The sequence below is a fragment of the Tomitella biformata AHU 1821 genome, assembly GCF_000524475.1.
Taxonomy (GTDB): Bacteria; Actinomycetota; Actinomycetes; order Mycobacteriales; family Mycobacteriaceae; genus Tomitella; species Tomitella biformata.
Genome location: NZ_BAVQ01000023.1, coordinates 34,294 through 55,718, shown reverse-complemented (window position 1 = coordinate 55,718; position 21,425 = coordinate 34,294). Strand labels below are relative to the sequence as shown.

The following is a 21,425-nucleotide window of genomic DNA, read 5'->3' as shown; positions in this document are numbered from 1 at the left end:
TAAACCAACTCAACTCCTCAGACAAGTAGACAGGTGCAGCCGTGGTTGGTCAGGTTCGGCGGAGTCCGATGGCGGAGCAGGCGGCGCAACTGCTCCGCGAGCGCATACGTGCCGGCGAGTGGCAGCTGGGACACCGGCTGCCCGGTGAGACGACGCTCGCAGCACAGTTGGGCGTCGGTCGCTCGACCGTGCGCGAGGCGATCGCGCAACTCGCAGGCAGCGGGATGCTCGATAGCAGACAGGGTGCCGGAGTGTTCGTCACCGCACTGGACGTGGTCGAGGACTGGGATGCGATCCTGCGCGATGCGGACATCGTGGCCGTGCTGGAGGCGCGCACCGCGATCGAGGCCGACGCCGCGGCGCACGCGGCACGGCGTCGCACACCCGCGGACCTCCGGGCCATGCGGGCGGCGCTCGCGGCCCGGGCCGCCGAGGCCGAGAGCGGCGCCTCGATCGAGGCGCTCGTAGACGCGGACACGGCCTTCCACCGGTCGGTCGTCGTCGCCGCCCACAACGAGGTCCTCTTGGAGATGTTCGACGCGTTCGTGCCGCGGGTCCGACGGTCGATGGTCGAGATGCTGCGGGTGCGTCCCGTCGTGCGCGAGGACGCGGACCACGCGGACCACGGCGCCCACGAGGATCTGCTGATCGCGATCCGGGCGGGCAAGGCGCAGGAGGCGGCAGCGGTGAGCCGCACACACCTGACCGCGCTGATCGTGGACCTGTCATGATCGGCGATCAGCGGCCGGCGGTGCTCGAGCTGTCCTCGGTCAGCTTCGTGCGCGAGGGCCGCACCGTGTTGGACGCGGTCTCGCTGACGGTGCGTGCGGGCGAGCGGTGGGCCATGCTGGGCTCGAACGGGGCCGGCAAGACCACGGTCCTCGGGCTCTGCGGCGCGCAGTCGCACCCCACCACGGGCACGGTGCGGGTGCTCGGCGAGCAGCTTGGCCGGGTGGATTTGCAGGTGCTGCGGCGCAGTATCGGGCACGTGAACCCCAGGCATCCCCTGCGCTCGCCGCTGACGATCCGGGAGGTGGTGCTCACCGGACTGCGGGGCAGTGTCGACCTGCCGCCCCGGTGGCAGCCGAACCCGCAGGAGGTCGCCCGCGCAGACGAGTTGATCGCGGATCTGGGGCTGGAGGGCAAGGCGGAACTACGGTGGCCGACGCTGTCGCAGGGCGAACGGGGCCGGGCGCTGATCGCGCGGGCCCTCATCGCCGATCCGCGGCTACTCCTGCTCGACGAGCCGTCCACGGGGCTCGACGTGGCCGCCCGGGAGATCCTGATGGAGACCCTCGACGGGCTCGACACATCCCATCCCGACCTGGCGTCGATCCTGGTCACCCACCACCTGGAGGAGCTGCCCAGCTCCACGACGCACGCGCTGCTCATCGCGCACGGCCGAGTGGCCGCGAGCGGCGCCGCCGACGAGGTGATCACGAGTCGCGAGATCAGCGACGCGTTCGAGCACCCCATCGACGTCAGCCGGGTCGCGGGCCGCTGGTCCGCACGGGCACGGCCACGGGTCCATGCGGGAGCGTGAGGCTGGGCTGACTAGGCGCCGCGGCGGGTGGAACACTCATACCCATGCATTCCTGGCAAAGGCGCACCGACACGGGCTGGTCGGTGCGCATCGCGCCGGACCTGGCGGCAGTTGCGATCTTCGACCCGGCCGGGGCACTGCGTGGCGAGTTGTTCCCGGCGGAGGGGGAAGAATTCGCCGCGCATTTCAGCAGGTTGAATCGGGAGACGGCTGCCGAAGCGATCGACAGATACGGCCCGGCGTTGACGAAGGGCGTGCCCGCGCTGCTGCGATTGCCCGATGGCACCAGCGCGGAGGTGCTGGACGGGAAGCGCGATGCGAGCAGGCGGAAGAACAAGCTCTGCGAGGTGTCGATCGTCGGCCGGCGCTACCGGCTCGAGCATTCTTCGGGCCGTAAGGCGACCGCCCTCCGTGACGGGACGGCACTGGCGAAATACGCGCGGGCCCGTGGACTGCGCGCGACCGCCGTGTCCCGCAGGGCGCTGTCCGCCACCGACGAGATCGACGAGTGTGTGCTGACGCTTTTCCAGAAAGTGATCCTGCCTGGGCGGGAGGGCGCGTTCGCGGAGGCGCTGTCCGTGCTGAGCGTGTGATCGGGCCGGCACCGTGCTTCGAATTTTCGCGCGCCCGAGCACTCTCATCCGCCGCGGTTGCACGGCCGGGCCGTGATTGCATGGATCCTGTCAGGCTGATCGTGAGACAGCCGTCAGGGTTCCATGGGGAAGCGGAGTAGGCAATGATCGATGTGGAGATTGGCCGCACAGCCGGTGGACACCGACGATTCCCGATCGCGTTTCGGATCGAGTTCGTCAAACAATGGCACCAGGCCCATGAGCGAGGGGCAAAGGTTCGGCTGCTGCGCCAATACAACCTGCACCGGGCGACGGCCATGCGTTGGATCGACGCGGACCGTCAGGGCGAGTTCACCGTCGCCACGGTCGCCGCAGCGGAGAGGGCACCGACCAGAGTGGCAAGCCGAGATAGGGCCACGATCGCGCGGCAGAACGTGCGGATCGCGGAGTTGGAGAAGAAGGTCGCCCAGTCCGAGGCTGTGGTGGAGATTCTGGGAAAAGCATACGAGCTCTTGGAAGAGATCACCCAGAGCGAGCAGACGGACACCGAGGCGCTGATCCCGCCGGCGCTGATGAGCGCGGACGAATACACGAGGTGGCTGCGCAGCAGCAAACTGTCTTGATCGAGACCGTCACCGCGCTCTTCGCGGAAGGCGCGAAGATCGCCCGATCCTGCGTTTTGGTGGGTCTGGCCCGCTCGACCTATTACCGGATCACACGGGACTACCAACACTATGTGCCGGTGGCGGAGCCGATTCCGCAGTCCGGCCGTGATCAGCCGGCAGCTCTCACACAGGCCGAGCGAGACGACATCCTCGACGTGCTGTGCTTGAACCGATATGCGAGTTTGTCGGTGGGGCAAGTGTTTTGGCGGGCGTTCGACCGTGCTCTGGTGGCGTGCTCGGAGCGCACCTTCTACCGGGTCGCCAACGCGGAAGGCATGGTCGGAGACCGGCGCAGGGCCCGCTCGGGCGGCGGCTGCGGGTCGTCCTCGCGACGCAAGCCGTTTGTCCATGCGTCCCGGCCTGGGCAGATGTGGTCGTGGGACGTGACGGAGTTTCGGGGACCGAACCGGCAGGACCGGTACATGCTGTATTTGGTGATCGATGTGTTCTCGCGGTTTCCGGTGGCATGGAGGATCGAGTACACCACCAGTGACGACCTGGCGGTGGAGATGTTCGCCGAGGCGATCGCGAAGTACGGGGCGCCGGAGGTGGTGCATTCCGATAATGGGGCCACGATGCGCTCGCACGCGTTGGTCGACGCGTTGGTTGCTCGGGGCGTGGTGATGTCGTATTCGCGGCCGCGGGTCAGTGAGGACAACCCGTTTTCGGAGGCGTTGTTCAAGACGATCAAGTACGACCTGCACTGCCCGGACCGGTTCACGGGCATCGAGCACGCCCGCGAGTGGACGGGCTGGTATTTGTCGGAGTACGCGACTGAGCACCGGCATAGCGGTCTGAACTGGTACACCCCGGCTGCGGTCTTTGATGGCACGGTGGTCGAGGTTCAGGCTCAGCGGCAGGCGATGCTTGATGTGGACTATGCGGTGCATCCTGAGCGTTATCGTCAGCGCCCGTTGGCCCCGGCGTTGCCGGGGCCGACGGGCATCAACGTCAAACCTGTGATGCATGAGGCGGAACTGTCTCAGGCAGGTTGACAGATTCCATGCAGGCGCGGCTCCTCCTCAAAACCACAGCGAACGTGGAGACATGGAGGTCCGACGGCGAAACGCCCGGCCGGGAAGATCCAGGCCGGGCGTTTCGCCGTGCGGTGAAGCCAGGTGGAGCTGGTAGATCAGGTGCAGGTGGGACTCAGCTGAGGCGCTCGAGCACCATCGCCATACCCTGGCCGCCACCGACACACATGGTCTCGACGCCGAACGTCTTGTCCTGCTCACGCAGGTTGTTCAGCAGCGTGTTGGTGATCCGCGCGCCGGTCATGCCGAACGGGTGGCCGAGGGCGATCGCGCCACCGGAGATGTTGATCTTGTCCTCGTTGATGTCCAGCGCGCGGGCGGAGCCCAGCACCTGCACGGCGAACGCCTCGTTGATCTCGAACAGGTCGATGTCCGAGACGCCCATCTTGGCGTAGCCGAGGGCCTTCTTGACGGCCTCGATCGGGCCCAGGCCCATGATCTCGGGGGACAAGCCGGTGGCGGCGGTCGAGACGATGCGCGCCAGCGGGGTCAGGCCGAGGGCCTTCGCCTTGGTGTCGGACATGATGATCAGCGCGGCCGCGCCATCGTTCAGCGGGCAGGCGTTGCCGGCGGTGACGGTGCCGTCCGGGCGGAAGACCGGCTTGAGCTGGCTGATCTTCTCGTAGCTGGTGCCGGCGCGGGGGCCGTCATCGGTGGACACGACGGTGCCGTCGGGCAGCGTGATCGGGGTGATCTCGTTGGCGAAGAAGCCGCGGTTGATGGCCTCCTCCGCGCGGTTCTGGCTGCGGACGCCCCAGCGGTCCTGGTCCTCGCGGCTGATGCCGGTGAAGGACGCGACGTTCTCAGCGGTCTGGCCCATGCCGAGGTAGACGTCGGGGATGAGGCCCTTCTCGCGGGGGTCGCTCCAGGCGATGCCGCCCTCGGCTTCCTTCTCCGAGCGGGCCATGGCCTCGCCGTAGCGCTCGGTGTTCTTGGAGTTCGGCCAGCCGTCGGCGTTGCCGACTCCGAAGGACGAGACCGACTCGACGCCGGCGGAGATGAAGACGTCGCCCTCGCCCGCGCGGATGGCGTGCATCGCCATGCGGGTGGTCTGAAGCGAGGAGGAGCAGTAGCGGTTGACGGTGACACCGGGCAGGTAGTCGTAGCCCAAGCTCACGGCGACGACGCGCGCGATGTTGAAGCCGGCCTGGCCACCGGGCTGGCCCGAGCCCATCATCAGGTCGTCGATCTCGCGCGGGTCCAGGTTCGGCACCTTGGCGAGTGCGGCGGCGACCATCTGCGTGGCGAGCTCGTCGGGACGCATGTCCTTGAGCGAGCCCTTGCCGGCGCGGCCGATCGGCGAGCGTACAGCGGAAACAATTACGGCCTCAGCCATGGAATCTCCTTAGATATGTGGGGCGGGTTGCCCCCCACGTTACGTGCCCCGGTCCGCAGGTTGATTCCGGATTCACGTTTGCTGGCGTTCGGCGGCGTCTAGGATCACCTGCGCTGGGACCGGACCCAGCGGAAATGCCTGCACCAGAGCGGATCCGTCCGTATCCTGGCGCCGTCTCACTAGGTGGTGGAGGGCCCGCCGGGCGCGCACCATGGGGCGCATGGACTCGGCCGTCGCCGACACCGTCGGGAGCTCCGCGATCGGGCCGCCGCGCCAGAGCCCCAGCGCGTCGCACAGCGCGGGCAGCAGCTGCTCCGCGGCGAGCGCGTAGCCGGCTGCGGACGGGTGGAAGCGGTCCGGGGAGAACATCATGTCGGGGGCCGCGAGGAACTCGGGGGCCAGCAGATCCGCCAACGGCACGGCGACGCCGCCGGCCTTGCGGGTCTGCTCGCCCTGGAGCCGGGCTAGGAGCAACCCCCACCGGCGGGTGACCGAGCGCAGCGGCTGGGGGATCGCGGCGATGACGCCTAGGTCCGGGCAGGTGCCCACGACGACCGCCGCACCGCTGCCGGCGAGTCGCCCGACGGCATCGCCCACCCGGGCGGCGGCGGTGCGCGGCGGCTGCGCCGAAGTGACGTCGTTGGCGCCGATCAGGATCACGGCGGCGTCCGGCGGTGGCCCGGCGATGAACATCGCGTCGACTTGGCTCTCGAGGCCGCGGGAGGTGGCGCCGACGATGGCCTTGGTGCTGAGCCGCACCCGCTTGCCGGTCTCCGCGGCGAGCCCGCGCGCGAGCAGCACGCCGGGGGTCTCGTCGGCGATCTCGCAGCCCAGGCCGGCCGCGGTGGAGTCGCCAAAAACCATCAGGTGCAGATCTGCCTGGCCGTACCGCTGCGGTGTGAGCGATTCCCCCAGGTAGATGCCGTCGGCCCGCAGTGGCCGGGCGTGGGGGCGGCCAATGCGCTGGCGAGTGGCGCGGGCCTGGTACTGCAGATAGTTGTAGCCAAGCCAGGTCGCCGCGCCCGAGCCGGCAGCCGCGGCACCCACCTTCGCGGTGGTCTCGAGGGCCGCCGCATGCGATCTGAGGTCGATCATGTGCACCTCCCCCGTCGCTGAGCGTTAGGTTCCAACTTAGCGGCGGCCGCCGGATTTCGGCCGGAATCCGGGACTGAGCCGGACCTTCGATCGCCCCACGGGCCGGCATCTGGAAGCATGGCGGTATGCGCATCGCGAATTCCGTTGTCGATCTCATTGGCAACACACCGCTGGTCAAGCTCAACAAGGTCACCGAGGGAATCTCGGGCATCGTCGCGGCGAAGGTGGAATACCTCAACCCCGGCGCCAGCTCGAAGGACCGGATCGCCGTCAAGATGATCGACGACGCCGAGAAGGCCGGTCTGCTCAAGCCCGGTGGCACCATCGTCGAGCCGACATCCGGCAACACCGGCGTCGGCCTCGCCCTCGTGGCGCAGCAGCGCGGTTACCACTGCGTCTTCGTCTGCCCGGACAAGGTCAGCGAGGACAAGCGCGACGTCCTCAAGGCCTACGGCGCGGAGGTCGTCGTGTGCCCGACGGCCGTGGCACCGGAGCACCCCGATAGCTACTACAACGTCTCCGACCGGCTCGCTGCCGAGATCCCCGGCGGCTGGAAGCCCAACCAGTACTCCAATATGGCAGGCCCGCTCAGCCACTACGAGACCACCGGCCCCGAGATCTGGCGCGACACCGACGGCAAGGTCACGCACTTCGTCGCCGGCGTTGGCACCGGCGGCACAATCTCCGGCACCGGCCGCTATCTCAAAGAGGTCTCCGACGGCAAGGTCAAGGTCATCGGCGTCGACCCCGAGGGCTCCGTCTACTCCGGGGGCACCGGCCGCCCGTACCTCGTGGAGGGCGTGGGCGAGGACTTCTGGCCCAAGGCCTATGACCCCGCGATCCCCAACGAGATCATCGCCGTCTCCGACGCGGACTCCTTCGAGATGACCCGTCGCCTCGCCCGCGAGGAGGGCCTCCTCGTCGGCGGCAGCTGCGGCATGGTCGTCGTCGCCGCGCTCGAGGTCGCCCGCCGGGAGGGCCCCGACGCCATCGTCGTGGCGCTGCTGCCCGACGGCGGCCGCGGCTACCTGTCGAAGATCTTCAACGACAAGTGGATGGCCTCTTACGGCTTCCTGCGGACCCCGCTCGACGGCAAAGAGGACGACGCGACCGTCGGCGACGTGCTGCGCGGCAAGTCCGGGGAGCTGCCCGCACTGGTGCACACCCACCCGTCCGAGACCGTGCGCGACGCCATCGAGATCCTCCGCGAGTACGGCGTCTCCCAGATGCCCGTCGTCGGGGCCGAGCCGCCCATCACAGCCGGGGAGGTGGCGGGCTCGGTGTCCGAGCGCGAGCTGCTCAGCGCCGTCTTCGAGGGCCGCGCGCAGCTGGCGGACTCCGTTGCCCAGCACATGGGCAAGCCGCTGCCGCAGATCGGCGCCGGCGAGCACATCAACGCCGCGACGAAGGCCCTCGGCGAGATCGACGCGCTGATGGTGATCGACGACGGCAAGCCCGTCGGTGTCATCACCCGTCACGACCTGTTGGGCTTCATCAGCGACGGCTCGTAGCTACGACCGAGATTGTCCTGGCGCAGGGGTCTCGTGAAAGTCCCAGGTCGCGAGAGTGTGCGCGGCCTGGGGCTTCCACGAAGAGGCTCTTTCCCGCGCTATCGCGAAGCGCCATGTCGGCGGCACCGACTAGGGTGTCAATCATGAGTGAGCAGCGCAGTACGGCCGATTCCACCTCGTGGCAAGGATTTTCCACCCGAGCAATCCACGCGGGCTATGAGCCCGACCCGCTGACCGGTGCCGTCAACGTGCCGATCTACGCGTCCTCGACCTTCGCGCAGGACGGCGTCGGCGTGATGCGCGATGGCTATGAGTACGCCCGCACCGGCAACCCGACGCGGCGCCCGCTGGAGGCCAACCTCTCGGCGGTCGAGTCCGGGACCTTCGGCCGCGCCTTCGCCTCGGGCATGGCTGCGACGGACTGCCTGCTGCGCGCGGAGCTGCGGCCCGGCGACCACCTCGTCATCCCGAACGACGCCTACGGCGGCACATTCCGGCTGATCGACAAGGTATTCAGCCAGTGGGGGATCGAGTACACCCCGGCCCCCATCACCGACCTCGACGCGGTGCGTGCGGCGATGCGCCCCAACACGAAGCTGGTCTGGATCGAGACGCCCACCAACCCGCTGCTCAACGTCGGCGACATCACGGCGATCGCCGAGATCGCCCATGCCGGCGGCGCGAAGATGGTCGTGGATAACACCTTCGCGTCCCCGTACCTGCAGACGCCGCTGACTCTGGGCGCGGACGTCGTGCTGCACTCGACCACCAAGTACATCGGTGGACACTCCGATGTGGTCGGCGGCGCGCTGATCACCAACAGCGAGGAGATGGACGCGTCCCTCGCGTTCCTGCAGAACGGCTCCGGCGGGGTGCCCGGCCCGTTCGACGCGTACCTGACGATGCGTGGGCTCAAGACCCTCGCAGTTCGCATGGAGCGGCACTGCGACAACGCCGAGAAGCTGGTGGAGTTCTTCACCGGCCATCCGGCCATCGACAAGGTCCTCTACCCGGGGCTCGAGAGCCACCCGGGCCACGCGGTCGCCGCCAAGCAGATGCGACGCTTCGGCGGGATGATCTCGGTGCAGCTGTCCGGCGGCAAGCAATCCGCGCTCGACTTCTGCGCGCGCACAGAGCTTTTCACCCTCGCGGAGTCGCTGGGCGGGGTCGAGTCGCTGATCGAGCACCCCGGCGCCATGACGCACGCGTCCACCGCCGGCTCGCTGCTGGAGGTCCCGGACAACCTGGTGCGCCTGTCCGTGGGCATCGAGGACGCCTCCGACTTGCTCGGCGATATCGAGCAGGCGCTCGAAGGGCTGTAGTCGAACTTTCCAGAATTGCGCGCGAATCCACCGGCCAGGAGGTCGGTGGATTCGTCCTTTCTCCACGCCGGTGGCCAGAAGATGTGTTAACAATTACACATCGCGCAAACTGACAACGGTTGTTGGCGCCCTCGGTGCGCGGTCTTGGGCGCCGACCGATGGGGGAAAATCGTGGCGAGATACGAGGACGGTCAGAGGAGTTCGACCTTCACCGGTCCGGTGCTGACCCGCCGGAAGTTGCTGGGCGCGGTCGGTATGGCAGGGGCGGGCGCCGCGATCGGCCTGGCGGTGGGATCTCCGGTGGCCGGCGCCGCGCCCGCGCGCCGCTCGAACGGGAAGCGCGTCGCGATACTCGGCGGGGGGATGGCGGGGCTGGCCGCGGCGCACGAGCTCATCGAGCGCGGCTTCGAGGTCACCGTGTTCGAGCCGTCGGCGCTCGGCGGCAAGGCGCGCAGCATGGGTGTGCAGGGCACCGGCACGGGCGGCCGCCGGGACCTTCCCGGGGAGCACGGCTTCCGGTTCTTCCCTGGCTTCTATCAGCACATCCCGGAGACGATGGCCCGAATTCCGTTCGCCGGCAATGCCAATGGCGTGCTGGACAACCTGGTGGGAGCCTCGGCCGCACGGCTGTCGATGGTGGGCCAGCCCGACCTGACCGCGCCGATGTCCATCGCAGGCCCGCTGCCGATGGACTTCACCAACCCGGACACGCTCCGATCCTCGCTGACCGCCATGTTCACGCTGGGCTCCTCGCTGCCGCCGGCGGAGGTCGGCTGGTTTGTGGACCGTCTCGTCGTCTTCCTCACCAGCAGCATCGAGCGCCGCTTCGGACAGTGGGAATACGCCTCGTGGGAGGAGACGCTACGCGCCGAGGGGAAATCCGCGGCCTACCAAAGCGTTCTGGTCAGCGCATTGACCCGCCAGCTGGTGGCCGCGAAGCCGTCGATGAGCTCGACCCGGACCATCGGCACGGTAGGGCAGGCCTTCGTCCTGAACGCCGCCGGCATCGTCCCCTCGTACGGGGCGCACGCGGACCGGCTGCTGTCCGCGCCGACGAACGAGGCCTGGATCGACCCGTGGGTGGCGCACCTGTCGGCCCTGGGCGTGCGGTTCGAGATGGGCAGAACGGTCGCGGGGCTGCGGATGCGGTCCGGCCAGGTGGCCGCGGCGATGACCGTGGACTCGGGTGGCGCGCGCCAGGAGGTGGAGGCGGATTGGTTCGTCTCGGCGATGCCCGTCGAGCGGGCCGTCGATCTGTGGACGCCGGAGGTCCTGTCGGTGGACCCGAGTCTGGTTCAGATGCGGGAACTGGTGGTCGACTGGATGGTCGGCATCCAGTACTTTCTCCGCACCCCGACGCCGATCGCGCACGGGCACCTGGCCTATCTGGGCTCGCCGTGGGCGCTCACGTCGATCAGCCAGGCGCAGTTCTGGCGGTCCGACTTCGCCGCTACCTACGGCGACGGCCAGGCGCGGGAGTGCCTATCGGTGGACATCTCCGATTGGGACACGCCCGGCATCTTGTACGGCAATCCCGCCCGACGTTGCACCCGGGAGGAGATTGCCAGCGAGACCTGGGCGCAGATGCAGCGCAGCCTCAACGACGACGGCGCGGAGACCCTGCGAGATGAGGATCTGCTCTCGTGGTTCCTCGACCCCGGCATCGCCTGGAACGAGTCGCGCGGCGAGAACGACAACGAGACACCGCTGCTAGTGAACACCGTCGGCTCGTGGGACAGCCGCCCGCACACCCGGACCGCGGTGCCGAACCTGTTTCTGGCGGGGGACTACGTGCGCACGAACATCGATCTCGCGACCATGGAGGGCGCGAACGAGTCTGCCCGCGCCGCGGTGAACGCGTTGCTGGAGTCCGCGGACTCGACCGCCGCGCCGTGCCCGATGTTCACGCTGCACGAGCCGCCGGAATTGGGGCCGATGCGTGCGCTCGACGCCGCGCGGTTCAAGTCCGGGTTGCCGCATCTCCTGGACGTGGGCTGAACGGGTCGTCGGCTGAGGTGGGCCGTTAGGACGCGAGGCCGTGGAACATCAACTGCTGGATCGCAGTGTTCAGTCTGGTCATCGCGGCGCGGTCGGGGGAGCGGAGTCCGCGGATGGCGCTGGCCAGGATCATGCCGTTGATGGCCGTGGACGTGCCGTCGATGTCGAGGTCGGCGCGCAGGTATCCCCGGTCGACGCCGTGGGCGAGGTAGGCGGCGGTCAGCGCCGTCGCGCCATCGAGCAACTCGAGCATGCGCTGGGTCAGCTCCGCGTCGACGCTGGGCGCTTGCAACAGCAGTAGCCGGGGGATGCGGGGGTCCTCGAAGAAAATGCTGGTGAGGGCATCGCCGATGCGCTTGACCTGGACGCGGTACTCGTCGAGGGTGTTGGCCGCGTCGGGCGCGTTCTCGGTGGCCAGCGCGGCGACGATCCGGCCGATCAGCCCGTCGATCACATGGCTGATGATGTCCCGCTTGTTCTCGAAATAGCGGTAGAAGGTGCCGTGCCCGATGCCGAGGCTTGCCGCGATATCCGCGATGGCGGTGGCGTGGTAGCCGCGCTCGGCGAAGCAGTCGAAGGCGGCGTCCAGGATCTCCTGGCGCATCTCCGCGCGCTTGCGCTCGGCTCTCGTCATTCGGGCTCTAGACACTGCGGTGGTCACGAGTAGAATGATAGCGTATTCCGTAACGGAATGATGTGTCATTCCCTCTTGCTTAAGGGGCGGGGATGGCCACGACGCGAGGAGATAGTCACATGGCACCGCAGTACGACGCAGTGATCGTGGGCGCGGGGTTCGGGGGCATGGGCGCCGCGATCCAACTCAAGGAGCTCGGCCTGGGCAACCTGCTGATCCTCGAGCGTGAGGACGATCTGGGCGGCACCTGGCATGTGAACCGCTATCCGGGGCTGGCGGTGGACATCGCATCGGTCACCTACTCGTACTCCTTCGAGCCGAACCCGTATTGGTCCCGCCTGTTCGCGCCCGGCACGGAGCTCAAGAGCTACGCCGAGCACGTGGCGGACAAGTACGACCTGCGCCGCCATATGCGCTTCGACTCCGTTGTGCAGGGCGCACGCTGGGACGAGGAGGAGCGGCACTGGGTCGTCTCCACCGAGGGGCAGGAGCCCGTCACCGCCCGCTACCTGATGACGGCGACCGGCTTCCTCTCACAGCCGCAGGTGCCGAAGATTGCGGGTATCGACTCGTTCGCGGGCACCGTCATCCACACCACCGCGTGGGACGACTCCGTGGAGCTGAACGGCAAGAAGGCCGCGATCATCGGCACCGGGGCCACCGCCGTCCAACTGATCCCCGAGCTGGCCAAGAAGGTCGCCGAGCTCACCGTCTACCAGCGCACCGCCATCTGGGTGCTGCCCAAGGTGGACTTCGCGATGCCGCGCATGGTGCAGAAGGTCTTCGCCCGGGTCCCGGCCACGCAGAAGGCCGCCCGTGCCGCGATGAGCACGGTCCTCGAGGGCGTCATGGTCAGCGCCGTCCTCCACTTCAAGCAGGCCAAGTTCATCAACAACGGCGCGAAGCTCGCGGCCAAGGGCCACATGCGACGTCAGATCCCCAGCGCCAAGCTGCGCGCGGAGTTGACGCCCGACTACGATTTCGGCTGCAAGCGCCCCACCTTCTCGAACTCGTACTTCCGCACGTTCACGAAATCCCATGTGCGACTGGAGACCAACTCCATCGCGCGCATCGAGCCCGACGGCATCGTCACCGCGGACGGCCGGAAGACCGAGATCGACACCCTCGTGCTCGCCACCGGCTTCAATCTGTGGGACGTGAATTTCCCCGCCATCGAAATCCTCGGCCGAGAGGGTCGCAACCTCGGGAAGTGGTGGCGGGACAACCGTTTCCAGGCCTACGAGGGCGTCGCGGTGCCGCACTTCCCGAACTTCCTGACGCTCGCCAGCCCCTACTCCTACAGCGGTCTGTCCTACTTCACGACGATCGAGTCGCAGATGAAGCACATGCGCCGGCTCTTCGGCGAGATGCGCAACACAGGCTCCGACGTGTTCGAGGTGACCGAGGCCGCCAATGCGGAGTTCCTGGACCGGATGACGGCGAACTTGGGCGACTCGGTGTTCTACCAGGGCAGCTGTGAGACCTCGCGCAGCTACTACTTCAACCAGCACGGCGAGGCCGCGATCCTGCGCCCGACGTCCACCGTCAACGCTTTCCGCGAGGCGGGGCGGTTCCCGCTGGAGTCGTACAAGCTCAACGCCTGACTCCCGCCGATCCCACTGTGGATAGTCTTGCCGCGGGCCTACGTTGCGCGGGCAGATAACGTCCGTATCCCCTCATTCAGGCGCACCTGGCACCCGAAATCCCCCGGGGAACGAGTCCCGAATCGGGTGTCGCCGGAAAAGCCCAGGTCGCGCGAGTGGAGGCGGCCGGTCAGCCTTCACCAACGGGGGGATTCAGGCAGTTCCTGAATAACAATCGCAGGTCGGGCGCCCGCTCGTGAAGACCTTGGCCACGCCACTAGTTCGTTTACCCAGGTCGCAGTGAACGAGGGCCGTCTCTGACCGCACGAGCGGGCGAAACCCAGCCCCCATCGCCTCGATTCCCGGCTGTGCGGGCGTCGGGTGCCCGCGGAACGTAGGGGTCGCGCAGGAGACAGCCGCAAGCCCGCGTGACTTGCGAATGGTGCGCGCTGGCGGGTCCCGAGAACGGAAATACCGAGCCTGCCGGAGCTAACACCTCGATGAGGCCTGTGCGACCCGCCGCTGCGCAGGATCCTGGCGCTCGGCGGGATTACTCCTCGGGAGGCCGCGGCTGACCCGACCCGTCGGGGAGGTGCTGGGCTTGTCGCCGCCCTGATAGTTTGGGCACTGTGACTGACTCTGTCGATTCCACGAATCTTGCCGACCAGGTGGCCGACGCCGCCCTGGACATCCTGCGTGAGCACGGCCCCGTGACCGCCGAGAAGTGGGCGGCGCTGATGGCCCACGCGGGACTCGGTACCCCCGAGGAACTGCTGGAGCTGGCGGAGGACTTCGACAGCGAGAACCTCGCGTACTTCGAGGACGGCCGCAACGCCGTGCTGGACCAGCTCATCGAGGGCCGGGTCCTGACGCACCGACTGACCGAGGCCGAGATCGCGTCGGAGATCGTCGCGATCATTCCGGACCTGTCCGCGATTGTGGGCGCGCCGCAGCTGGCTGACGACATGCTGCTGGTGGTCGCAGGCATCCACGACGAGTTCATCGAGCCCCGCATGCACGGCGCCCCGGAATGGCCGACGGGCGTCGGACTGCTGCTGCCGCGCGGTCTGCTGGAGGGCAACAGCCCCGGCGACCTCATCGCGTTCGAGTGCGCTGGCGGGGTGCTGAGCCTCGTAGAGCCAGACGCCCTCGCGGACGTGAGCTTGACGGCGGGGCTCGAGGCCGCAGTGCCCGTGAAGTCGGCCGGCATGCTCGACTGCGTCATCTGGCAGACGATGGGCGACTACCCCGACATCTTTCGCGTCCCGGCGGCACCAATCACCGAGCTGCTGGCGGCGGCGGGCTTCGAGTGCGACTCCGACTTCATCGCGCGCGTGGGCTTCGACTTCGCGGCGCACCGGCGCAGCTTCAACCTCTCCGCCCTGCAGTACACCTACGACCTGACAGAGCCGCAGGCGCTCGCGGTGGTCAAATTCATCGAGCTCGCGAAGCAGCTCGGCGGCGATCCCGACGCGGTGGACCCGGAGATCCTCAAGCCGAAGAAGCTCAACGAATTTAGCGAGTTCGGCAACCCCGACGTGGCCATCGCGGCGCTCGAGTCCGTGGTGTCCGACGGCACCGTCGGACCGAGCATCGGCGCTGCGGCGGAGCTCATCGCCGAAAGCGGTCCGAGGAAGGGCCGCGTCGGCGCCCTATGGCTCGCGGCGCGTGCCGCGCTCAACGGCGGGCGAGTCCTGGAGTCGGAGCGCCTGCTCGAGTCGGTGCTGGAGCTTGATGGCGAGTGGTACCCGGCGGTGGAGGACCTCGCGCGACTCAGCTCCATCCGCGGCGACGCCGTCCGCGTGCAGTCGCTGCTCGGCCGCATCGAGGAAGGCACAGAGGACCCGCTGTACGAGTTCGTCGGGCAGTTCCTTCCCGTCGACCGCCCGGAGCTGGGCCGAAATGACAAGTGCTGGTGCGGATCCGACCGCAAGTACAAGTCCTGCCACCTCGGCAAGTCGGATCTCACAGCCGACCAGCACGCGCAGTGGCTGACGCAGAAGGGCGTCGTGTTCCTGCACGAGAGCGAGTTCAGCTCCACGCTGGAAGAGCTCGTGGCCATCCGCGCGGAGCACTGGGCCGACGGTGACGCCACCCTGCGGGCCATGGCTGACGGGCTGCTATTCGACGTGGCGCTCATCGACGGCGGCGTGCTCGGTGTGTACCTCGAGTGGTTCGGGGAGCTGCTGCCAGAGTCCGAGCGCGAGATGGCCGCGGCATGGCTTGAGACCGAGCGGTCGGTGTACGAGGTGCTCGCGACGGCCCCCGGCGAAGGGATGACGCTGCGCGACGTGCGTACCGACCTCACGACTGAGGTCATCGAGCACAAGGGGAGTAGCCAGGTGCAGGTCGGAGACCTCGTCTGCACCCGCGTCACCCCGGTTGGCGACGAGCTGCAGTTGTTCGGCGGCCTCCAGCCCGTTGAGCCGGAGCAGCGCGATCAGCTGGTGGCACTGCTCGACGCCATCGCCGAGGACGCGGACGACGGCCCCGACATCTTCGACCTGGTCGAGCTGCTCAGCGCGCGGTTCGCGCCGGCGGCGGGCGGCGAGGCCAATTCGTAGCGCGCGATCTCTAGGGCGGGTACACCTGAGGTCATGACGGTTCTACGGGTGGTCCCAGTTCTGACGGTGCGCGATCTTGCCGCGGCGATAGCGCTGCACGCCAACACACTCGGCCTGACGGTCGTCATGAACCACGGATGGATAGCCACGCTGGCTCGCCCGGACCAATCGATGCAACTGAGCCTGATCACCGAGGATCTGACGGCGCCCTGCAACCCGGCGCTCTCCGTCGAGGTGGACGACGTCGACGCGCACCATGCACTCGCGCTGGCGAGCGGGGTGGAGATTGTGCATCCGCTGACCGACGAGGACTGGGGGGTGCGCCGATACTTCTACCGCGACGCGGCGGGCAACGTGGTCAACGTGCTCGCGCATCGCTGACGGCGGTTCTCAGGTTCGCGAGGTCTCCAGATGCGGGCCGATGTAGCCGACGTAGATCTTGCCGGACTTCGCGGTGTCGTCGAAGTAGTGCAGGCGGGGGCTGATCCGCTGGAACTGCGCGATCTTGAAGTGCGCGGCCATGAACACGTCGCCCGAATCGTTCACCGATTTCGGGACGGGGAAGTACCGGAGCTCCCGCAATTTCGAGTTCCTGACGGACTCCGACTCGTCGCGGGCATGCCGCTGGGCGGAGTACCCGCGATGGCCCGGCGGGGTTTGCTCCAGGTAGCTGTGCAGGTTCCCCGGCCAGCCGTGCTCGGCGCAGACACGGCCATAGTCGTTGGCCGCGAGCAGCGCCTCCCAGCATTTGGAGGCCCAACGCCCGACGGGGTCGTGCTGCTCGAGCGAGTGGGTAATGGCGGCGTCACCGGTGAACTCGACGAACTCCAGGTCTGTGAAACGCAGGATCAAGTCGTCGAGGCTCTCCGGGACAAGGTCCAGTGGATCGGCCTCGGGGACGGTCCAGGCGAGCTCCGCCTGCCCGGACTTGGACAGCTCATTACGAAGGTTGCGGAGCGCGCTCTCGGCGTCGAGACGTTCCTGGTCGGCGACGACGCGTTCCAGCTGCTCATCCTCCAGCTGCGCCCGCAGGCCCTCGCCCATCTCGACAGCCTCAAAGACCTCATTCTCGAGGTCACGGAGCCTGTTGTGCAACGAAGATCGCACACGGCTGACATCGAGCAGCGTGTCGCTCACGGCCGATATCGACTTCAGTGCGGCGTCGGCGATGCTCTCGGCGAACCGCAGCACCTGCATGGTGAGTGAGGACGAATCGCGGCCCGGCGTGGTCGTGGTGGACGGGATTGGAGCGGTGGGGGTTGGAGTGGACGGCGCGGGAGGACGTGGCGCGGACTGTTCCACCAGCAGATTATCGAGATCGGCGCGCAGCACGCGGTCGACACGTGTCGCCTCGGCCGACAGAGGCACCGTGATGGTGAGGTCTTGCGCGCGATGCGCGAGGAGGCGGCGCAGCAGGAATTGCTTGTCCCGGACGATGCGCTCCGTGGACAGCACGCGGTGCCGGACGCCGTCGAGCGGGTCGTCGACGCGAACACCGGGCAGATAGGTGCGGATGGTGCCCGGGGCGACCCAGTGCGACGCGGGCAGTACGGAATTGAACGCCGCGGTGGCCTTCGCGTCGAGGACGTAGGCCGATGCGAGCCCGACGGTCTCGCGCAGCACGCTCGACACGTACTCGGCCCACTGCGTGTGCGGGATGCCGTCGGAGGTGCCGGCGAGGAAGAGCATCCCGCGGCGAGCCGGGTCGACCAGCGCCGACTGGATTCGGCCAACGTCGCCGGTGAAGGCCGGCACTGCGGACGGGGTGAGCCGATGCGCGCCGTCGCGGGCGGGCAGCGCCGTGAGCAGGTCCTTGGCCAGCCTCGGGGCGTTCGGCCGTTTGGCGTCGCCGGGGCAGTCGATGTCCAGCCACACCCAGCCGTCGCGGCCCGACGGATACAGGTGGCTGGTGATCTCCGTCGTCCAGACCCCTCCCTGCCCATCCTCGACGAAGCGGAATCTCGAGGTCTGGGAGCCGTCGTCGTGCGAAGTCCGCAGCAGGACGCCGGTCACCCCAGCGGCGATGGCCGCGGACTCGCCCTCGATGATCTTTCCGGCATCCCACTTCTTGCTCTGCAACCAAGCGAAGACCTTCGACGTCACCACAGCGTCGACATCTGGCTCGTCCTGGACGCGGAAGAACGACCGGTACCCCAGCATCGCCTATTCCCCCTCGAAGCCCGACTGCTCGAACTTGAGCGTGTTGGCGTTCTCGCTCACAGTGCGGACCTTGGACTCGTCGAAGCCCTCGGTGGTGGTCGCGGTGATCTCGATCCGCACCTCCAGCTGGACTCCGTCCACCGCGGCGAGGTTCTGGATCACCTCCTGGGTGATCTTGCTGAAATCGCGGCCGTAGAAGTCCGGATTTAGGACCGTCGAGCCGAAGAACCTGCGGAGCTTGGGCTTCTCGGCCGGGGGCGGTGGCGGCTTAGGACGGCCGCCGCTCCCGCGCTCAGGATTGGGGTCACTGTCCGGGGCATCGGGTCCGTCGTCCTCGCTCGTGCCGTCGGAGCCGGTATCGCCATCATCGGTCTCCTCGAGCTCCTCGATCTCGCGCTGGCGCTGCGCCTCAGCCAGATCGGGCCGCACGAGCAGCATCGAGTCGGTGGTCGACGGCGGGGTTGCGGTGTCGGTGGGCAGGACCAGCCCGACGTACTGCTCGCCGTCCCAGCTGTCCGCGAACGCGAATCCCGTTTGGGTCCAGTACATCTCGTCGTAGACGGACATGACGCCTGATTCCAGGACCGAGCGGTCGCGCATCCGGGACAGGTACGGGTAGGTGGTGTAGTACTCCCACAGCTGCCCGAAGTTGATGTGCCCGTCGCGATCCCATACCGGGCGGAGCCGGCCGTCGAGATCGTGGCGGATCAGCTTGGCCCCGCGCTGGAGGACCAGCAGGCTCTCGTTGCGGAGCTTCGTCGCGGCGCGGTCGGCGAGTTGCGGGTTGGAGCCCTCGGCCTTGAGTGCCTCGATCTCGAACGGCCGCGCGGCGTCGGACTGCGTGGGTGCCAGCACCCACTGGTAGGTCTGCAGTAGCCGGTCCAGGACGGTCTGGTCGTGGGTGGCAACACGCTCGATCGCCTGCTGGCGTTGCTGGGAGGTGAGGTTCAGCGCGCCCTCGGCGTTGTCGCGCACATAGGACCAGGCGAGGAAGTCGCGGACCGCACTGTCGAGCTCGGACCAGCGTGCGCTGTCGGCCGCGAGAAACACGACGGTGTTGCGGTGGCCGCGGGCGGCGCTGCCCCGGTGCTCGGTGACCTCGCGCGCCCAGACCACGGCGGGGGACTCGGCCTTGCGCTTGCGATCATGCACGTGCGAGGGCGGCGCGATCACCAGGCGGACCTCGTCGGTGTCCGGCACCTCTGCGGACGACTCGGGGGTGACGTGCACGCCTACGAAGCCGTCGGACGCGGTCTTGCGGTGCGTCTGCAGCCGCCGCGTGACCTCCACGTACACGTCCTCCTTGTGGAGGCGCTCGGCGTGATCGCGCGCGGTGCGGGTCGTGTTTGCCTGTGTGTCATACCAATACAGCGCGCTGGAGTTGTAGAAGAACGTGGCTGTGTTGGCCAGGTGGTTGAGCGCGGAGTGGAAGTTGCCGGGCACGTCCCCAGGTAGCGCGGCGCCGAGGAACACGCGCTGGCGCTCGAGGCCCTTGTGCGCGGAGGACAGCGTCGGGGTGGCGCCCATGAACACGGTGCGGGCGAGCCGCTGCGTGGTGTGCCGTTGGCCGAGAAGGGGATTGGCGAGGTCGACCTCGGCGGGCGCGGAGTGGTCCCCGTCGATATCGGTGTCGATCAGCGCCTTCCACTTGTCGTCGAGGTACTGGGTGAGCTCGGTGATGACCTTGTCCGCGCGCAGCGGGACGGAGCCGGGCATGATCAGCGGCGCGGAGTCGTTGTCCCGCCACAGCTGCCCGACGATGGTGTTCATCAGCCGCAGCACGCCGCGGGTGCGCTGGAAGCGGTCTAGCGTGGACCAGTCCTCGTAGAGCCTGTCGAACAGCTCGGGGTGGATCGGGTACGCGCGGCGGATCCGATCCTCGTAGTCGTTCTCCCGCACCGCGCGGGGGAACTCGGCGGCGTTGTCGCGGTAGAAGCCCACCATCGCCTTCGCGGTGGCGTTGATCTGGGCGAGCGCCGCGGCATCGGGCGTCTCGAACAGCCGGCGGCGGACGATCTCGAAGCTCTCCTCCGCGTTCGCGGCCCGCCACTGCTCGGCGACGCGGCCGATGTACTTCTGGAGCTGGCGCAGCGCCTCCTTGCCGTTCTCGCCGCCCACCTCCTCCTCATCCCCGACATACTCGCCCTCCTTCATCTCGGCGGAGGCGGGGATGGAGATCACGACGAGCGTGCCGGGCACGGCCTTCGCGTTCTCGGTGAGCGACTGCGCGAAGCTGAACTGCGTGTCGAAGGTGCCGCCGGGCAGGTCGTCGCGCCCGTAGAGCTGGCGAGCGTAGGCGACCCACTCGTCGATGAGGATGATCGAGGGGCCAAAGCGCTCGAACAGGTCCCGCAGCAGGTTGCCGGGGTTGGTGCGGTTGCGGTCGGACTCCTCGACCATCGCGTAGCCCTCGGCCCCGCCGAGCTGCCACGCGAGCATGCCCCAGATGGTGTTAACCAGGGTGCCGTCGGGCATCCTGTTCGGCTGGCCGGCCTGCATCTGGGTGCCGACGAGCGCCACGCGTTTGACGTCGGCCTGCAGGTCATGCCCGGCGAGCGTGTCCTGGACCTCCTGCGGGAAGTCGATGAGGGGTGTGTCCGACGCGAGATGCCACAGCGCCAGCATCGAGTGCGTCTTGCCGCCGCCGAAGTTGGTCTGCAGGTTGATCACCGGCGCGGCGTTCATGTCACCGGACAGACGCTTGGCCGCGCGCACCACGAGGTCCTGCAGGCCCTGGGTGAGGAAGGTGCGCTGGAAGAACGCGACGGGGTCCGTGTATTCGGGGTCGCCCTCGCCGCGGGCGACCATCGACAGGTCCGCCGCGAACTCGGCGGCGTGGAAATTGCCGCTGGCCACGTCGTTGTGCGGGCGCAGCACCTCGCGCCACGGCTTGAGACCCGTCGAGCCGATTTCGGTGGTGCCCGACGCCTTGACCACCTTGCGGTCCTCTTGGGCGGAGGACAGGCGGCGCAGGTCTAGACGGGATCGCTTGACCTCCTCCGCCTCTGCGGGCGCGCCGACCGCGAGGAGGAAGCGCTCTGCGGTGTCGAGAGCGCGGTACGCGTCGTCCATGGTGAATGGCTCATTGTGCGCGTTGAGGTTGCGGATCTCGCGCAGCTCGCTGGCCAGGCTCTGCTCGGGCCGCGACAGCACCTTGCTGAACGGGTACCAGCCGGAGATGGCCCGATTCGGGATGTTGTCGGTGATCATCCGCAGGCCGTTAGCCGGGTCGATGGGGTTGTACTTCTTCGTCGCGCCGCCCTTGCCGACGTCGGCGGCCGCCAGCATTAGAGTCCAGTCTTGCCCCTCTTGGACCTTCTCTGCCACAGCCCCGGTGATAAATCGATCGAGAGCCGGGCCGAGGAGCTCGAGTGCCTTATTGACGCGGTCGCGGTTACTCAGTGCCAT

At 68.1% G+C, this 21,425-nt stretch carries 16 protein-coding genes; 11 read left to right on the top strand and 5 right to left on the bottom strand.

Annotated elements, in window-relative coordinates; genetic code table 11:
* Positions 1-68: 68 nt before the first annotated feature.
* From TBIF_RS09060 to TBIF_RS09040, 5 genes are all read left to right on the top strand, one after another.
* Positions 69-731, top strand: a complete 663-nt coding sequence (locus TBIF_RS09060; protein WP_038170524.1) for a FadR/GntR family transcriptional regulator — start codon at positions 69-71, stop codon at positions 729-731.
* Complete coding sequence (locus TBIF_RS09055; RefSeq protein WP_024794499.1) at positions 728-1,543, top strand: ABC transporter ATP-binding protein; 816 nt, start codon at positions 728-730, stop codon at positions 1,541-1,543. The genes TBIF_RS09060 and TBIF_RS09055 overlap by 4 nt, the downstream gene beginning before the upstream one ends.
* A 44-nt stretch (positions 1,544-1,587) precedes the next feature.
* A complete protein-coding gene (locus tag TBIF_RS09050) occupies positions 1,588-2,136 on the top strand; it encodes a hypothetical protein (RefSeq protein ID WP_024794498.1) in 549 nt (182 codons plus the stop codon).
* Between the two features lie 143 nt (positions 2,137-2,279).
* Positions 2,280-2,738, top strand: coding sequence for a hypothetical protein (locus TBIF_RS09045; protein WP_024794497.1), 459 nt, complete (start codon positions 2,280-2,282; stop codon positions 2,736-2,738).
* Positions 2,735-3,775 carry an IS3 family transposase gene (locus tag TBIF_RS09040; protein WP_148302215.1) on the top strand — a complete coding sequence of 347 codons (1,041 nt, stop codon included), beginning with the start codon at positions 2,735-2,737 and terminating at the stop codon, positions 3,773-3,775. The genes TBIF_RS09045 and TBIF_RS09040 overlap by 4 nt, the downstream gene beginning before the upstream one ends.
* Positions 3,776-3,929: 154 nt before the next feature.
* Here TBIF_RS09040 and TBIF_RS09035 read toward each other — a convergent pair whose 3' ends face one another.
* Together TBIF_RS09035 and TBIF_RS09030 are read right to left on the bottom strand one after the other, a co-directional pair.
* A complete protein-coding gene (locus TBIF_RS09035; RefSeq protein ID WP_024794495.1) occupies positions 3,930-5,150 on the bottom strand; it encodes an acetyl-CoA C-acetyltransferase in 1,221 nt (406 codons plus the stop codon).
* Positions 5,151-5,222: 72 nt separating this feature from the next.
* The gene (locus TBIF_RS09030) at positions 5,223-6,245 is read right to left on the bottom strand and encodes an SGNH/GDSL hydrolase family protein (RefSeq protein WP_024794494.1); all 1,023 of its coding nucleotides are present in this window, start codon (positions 6,243-6,245) and stop codon (positions 5,223-5,225) included.
* A 125-nt stretch (positions 6,246-6,370) separates the two neighbouring features.
* Between TBIF_RS09030 and TBIF_RS09025 the strand changes: the two genes are divergently transcribed.
* The 3 genes from TBIF_RS09025 to TBIF_RS09015 all read left to right on the top strand — a co-directional run bounded on the left by TBIF_RS09025 (position 6,371) and on the right by TBIF_RS09015 (position 11,076).
* Complete coding sequence (locus TBIF_RS09025) at positions 6,371-7,756, top strand: cystathionine beta-synthase (RefSeq protein ID WP_024794493.1); 1,386 nt, start codon at positions 6,371-6,373, stop codon at positions 7,754-7,756.
* Positions 7,757-7,899: 143 nt separating this feature from the next.
* The gene (locus TBIF_RS09020) at positions 7,900-9,078 is read left to right on the top strand and encodes a cystathionine gamma-synthase (protein ID WP_024794492.1); all 1,179 of its coding nucleotides are present in this window, start codon (positions 7,900-7,902) and stop codon (positions 9,076-9,078) included.
* A 255-nt stretch (positions 9,079-9,333) separates the two neighbouring features.
* The gene (locus tag TBIF_RS09015) at positions 9,334-11,076 is read left to right on the top strand and encodes a hydroxysqualene dehydroxylase (protein ID WP_084611639.1); all 1,743 of its coding nucleotides are present in this window, start codon (positions 9,334-9,336) and stop codon (positions 11,074-11,076) included.
* A gap of 25 nt (positions 11,077-11,101) precedes the next feature.
* Here TBIF_RS09015 and TBIF_RS23295 read toward each other — a convergent pair whose 3' ends face one another.
* Positions 11,102-11,710: a TetR/AcrR family transcriptional regulator gene (locus tag TBIF_RS23295; protein ID WP_038170523.1), complete on the bottom strand. Its 609-nt coding sequence runs from the start codon at positions 11,708-11,710 to the stop codon at positions 11,102-11,104.
* 119 nt (positions 11,711-11,829) lie between these two features.
* On the opposite strand from TBIF_RS23295, the gene TBIF_RS09005 reads away from it, so the two are divergent.
* From TBIF_RS09005 to TBIF_RS08995, 3 genes are all read left to right on the top strand, one after another.
* Positions 11,830-13,314: a flavin-containing monooxygenase gene (locus tag TBIF_RS09005; protein WP_024794490.1), complete on the top strand. Its 1,485-nt coding sequence runs from the start codon at positions 11,830-11,832 to the stop codon at positions 13,312-13,314.
* A gap of 608 nt (positions 13,315-13,922) precedes the next feature.
* On the top strand, positions 13,923-15,857 hold the full coding sequence (locus TBIF_RS09000) for an SEC-C domain-containing protein (RefSeq protein ID WP_024794489.1): 1,935 nt from the start codon (positions 13,923-13,925) through the stop codon (positions 15,855-15,857).
* Between the two features lie 33 nt (positions 15,858-15,890).
* Complete coding sequence (locus TBIF_RS08995) at positions 15,891-16,238, top strand: VOC family protein (protein ID WP_024794488.1); 348 nt, start codon at positions 15,891-15,893, stop codon at positions 16,236-16,238.
* Between the two features lie 9 nt (positions 16,239-16,247).
* Here TBIF_RS08995 and TBIF_RS08990 read toward each other — a convergent pair whose 3' ends face one another.
* Both TBIF_RS08990 and TBIF_RS08985 read right to left on the bottom strand, forming a co-directional pair.
* A complete protein-coding gene (locus TBIF_RS08990) occupies positions 16,248-18,017 on the bottom strand; it encodes a hypothetical protein (protein ID WP_024794487.1) in 1,770 nt (589 codons plus the stop codon).
* 3 nt (positions 18,018-18,020) lie between these two features.
* A complete protein-coding gene (locus TBIF_RS08985) occupies positions 18,021-21,425 on the bottom strand; it encodes a DUF499 family protein (protein WP_024794486.1) in 3,405 nt (1,134 codons plus the stop codon).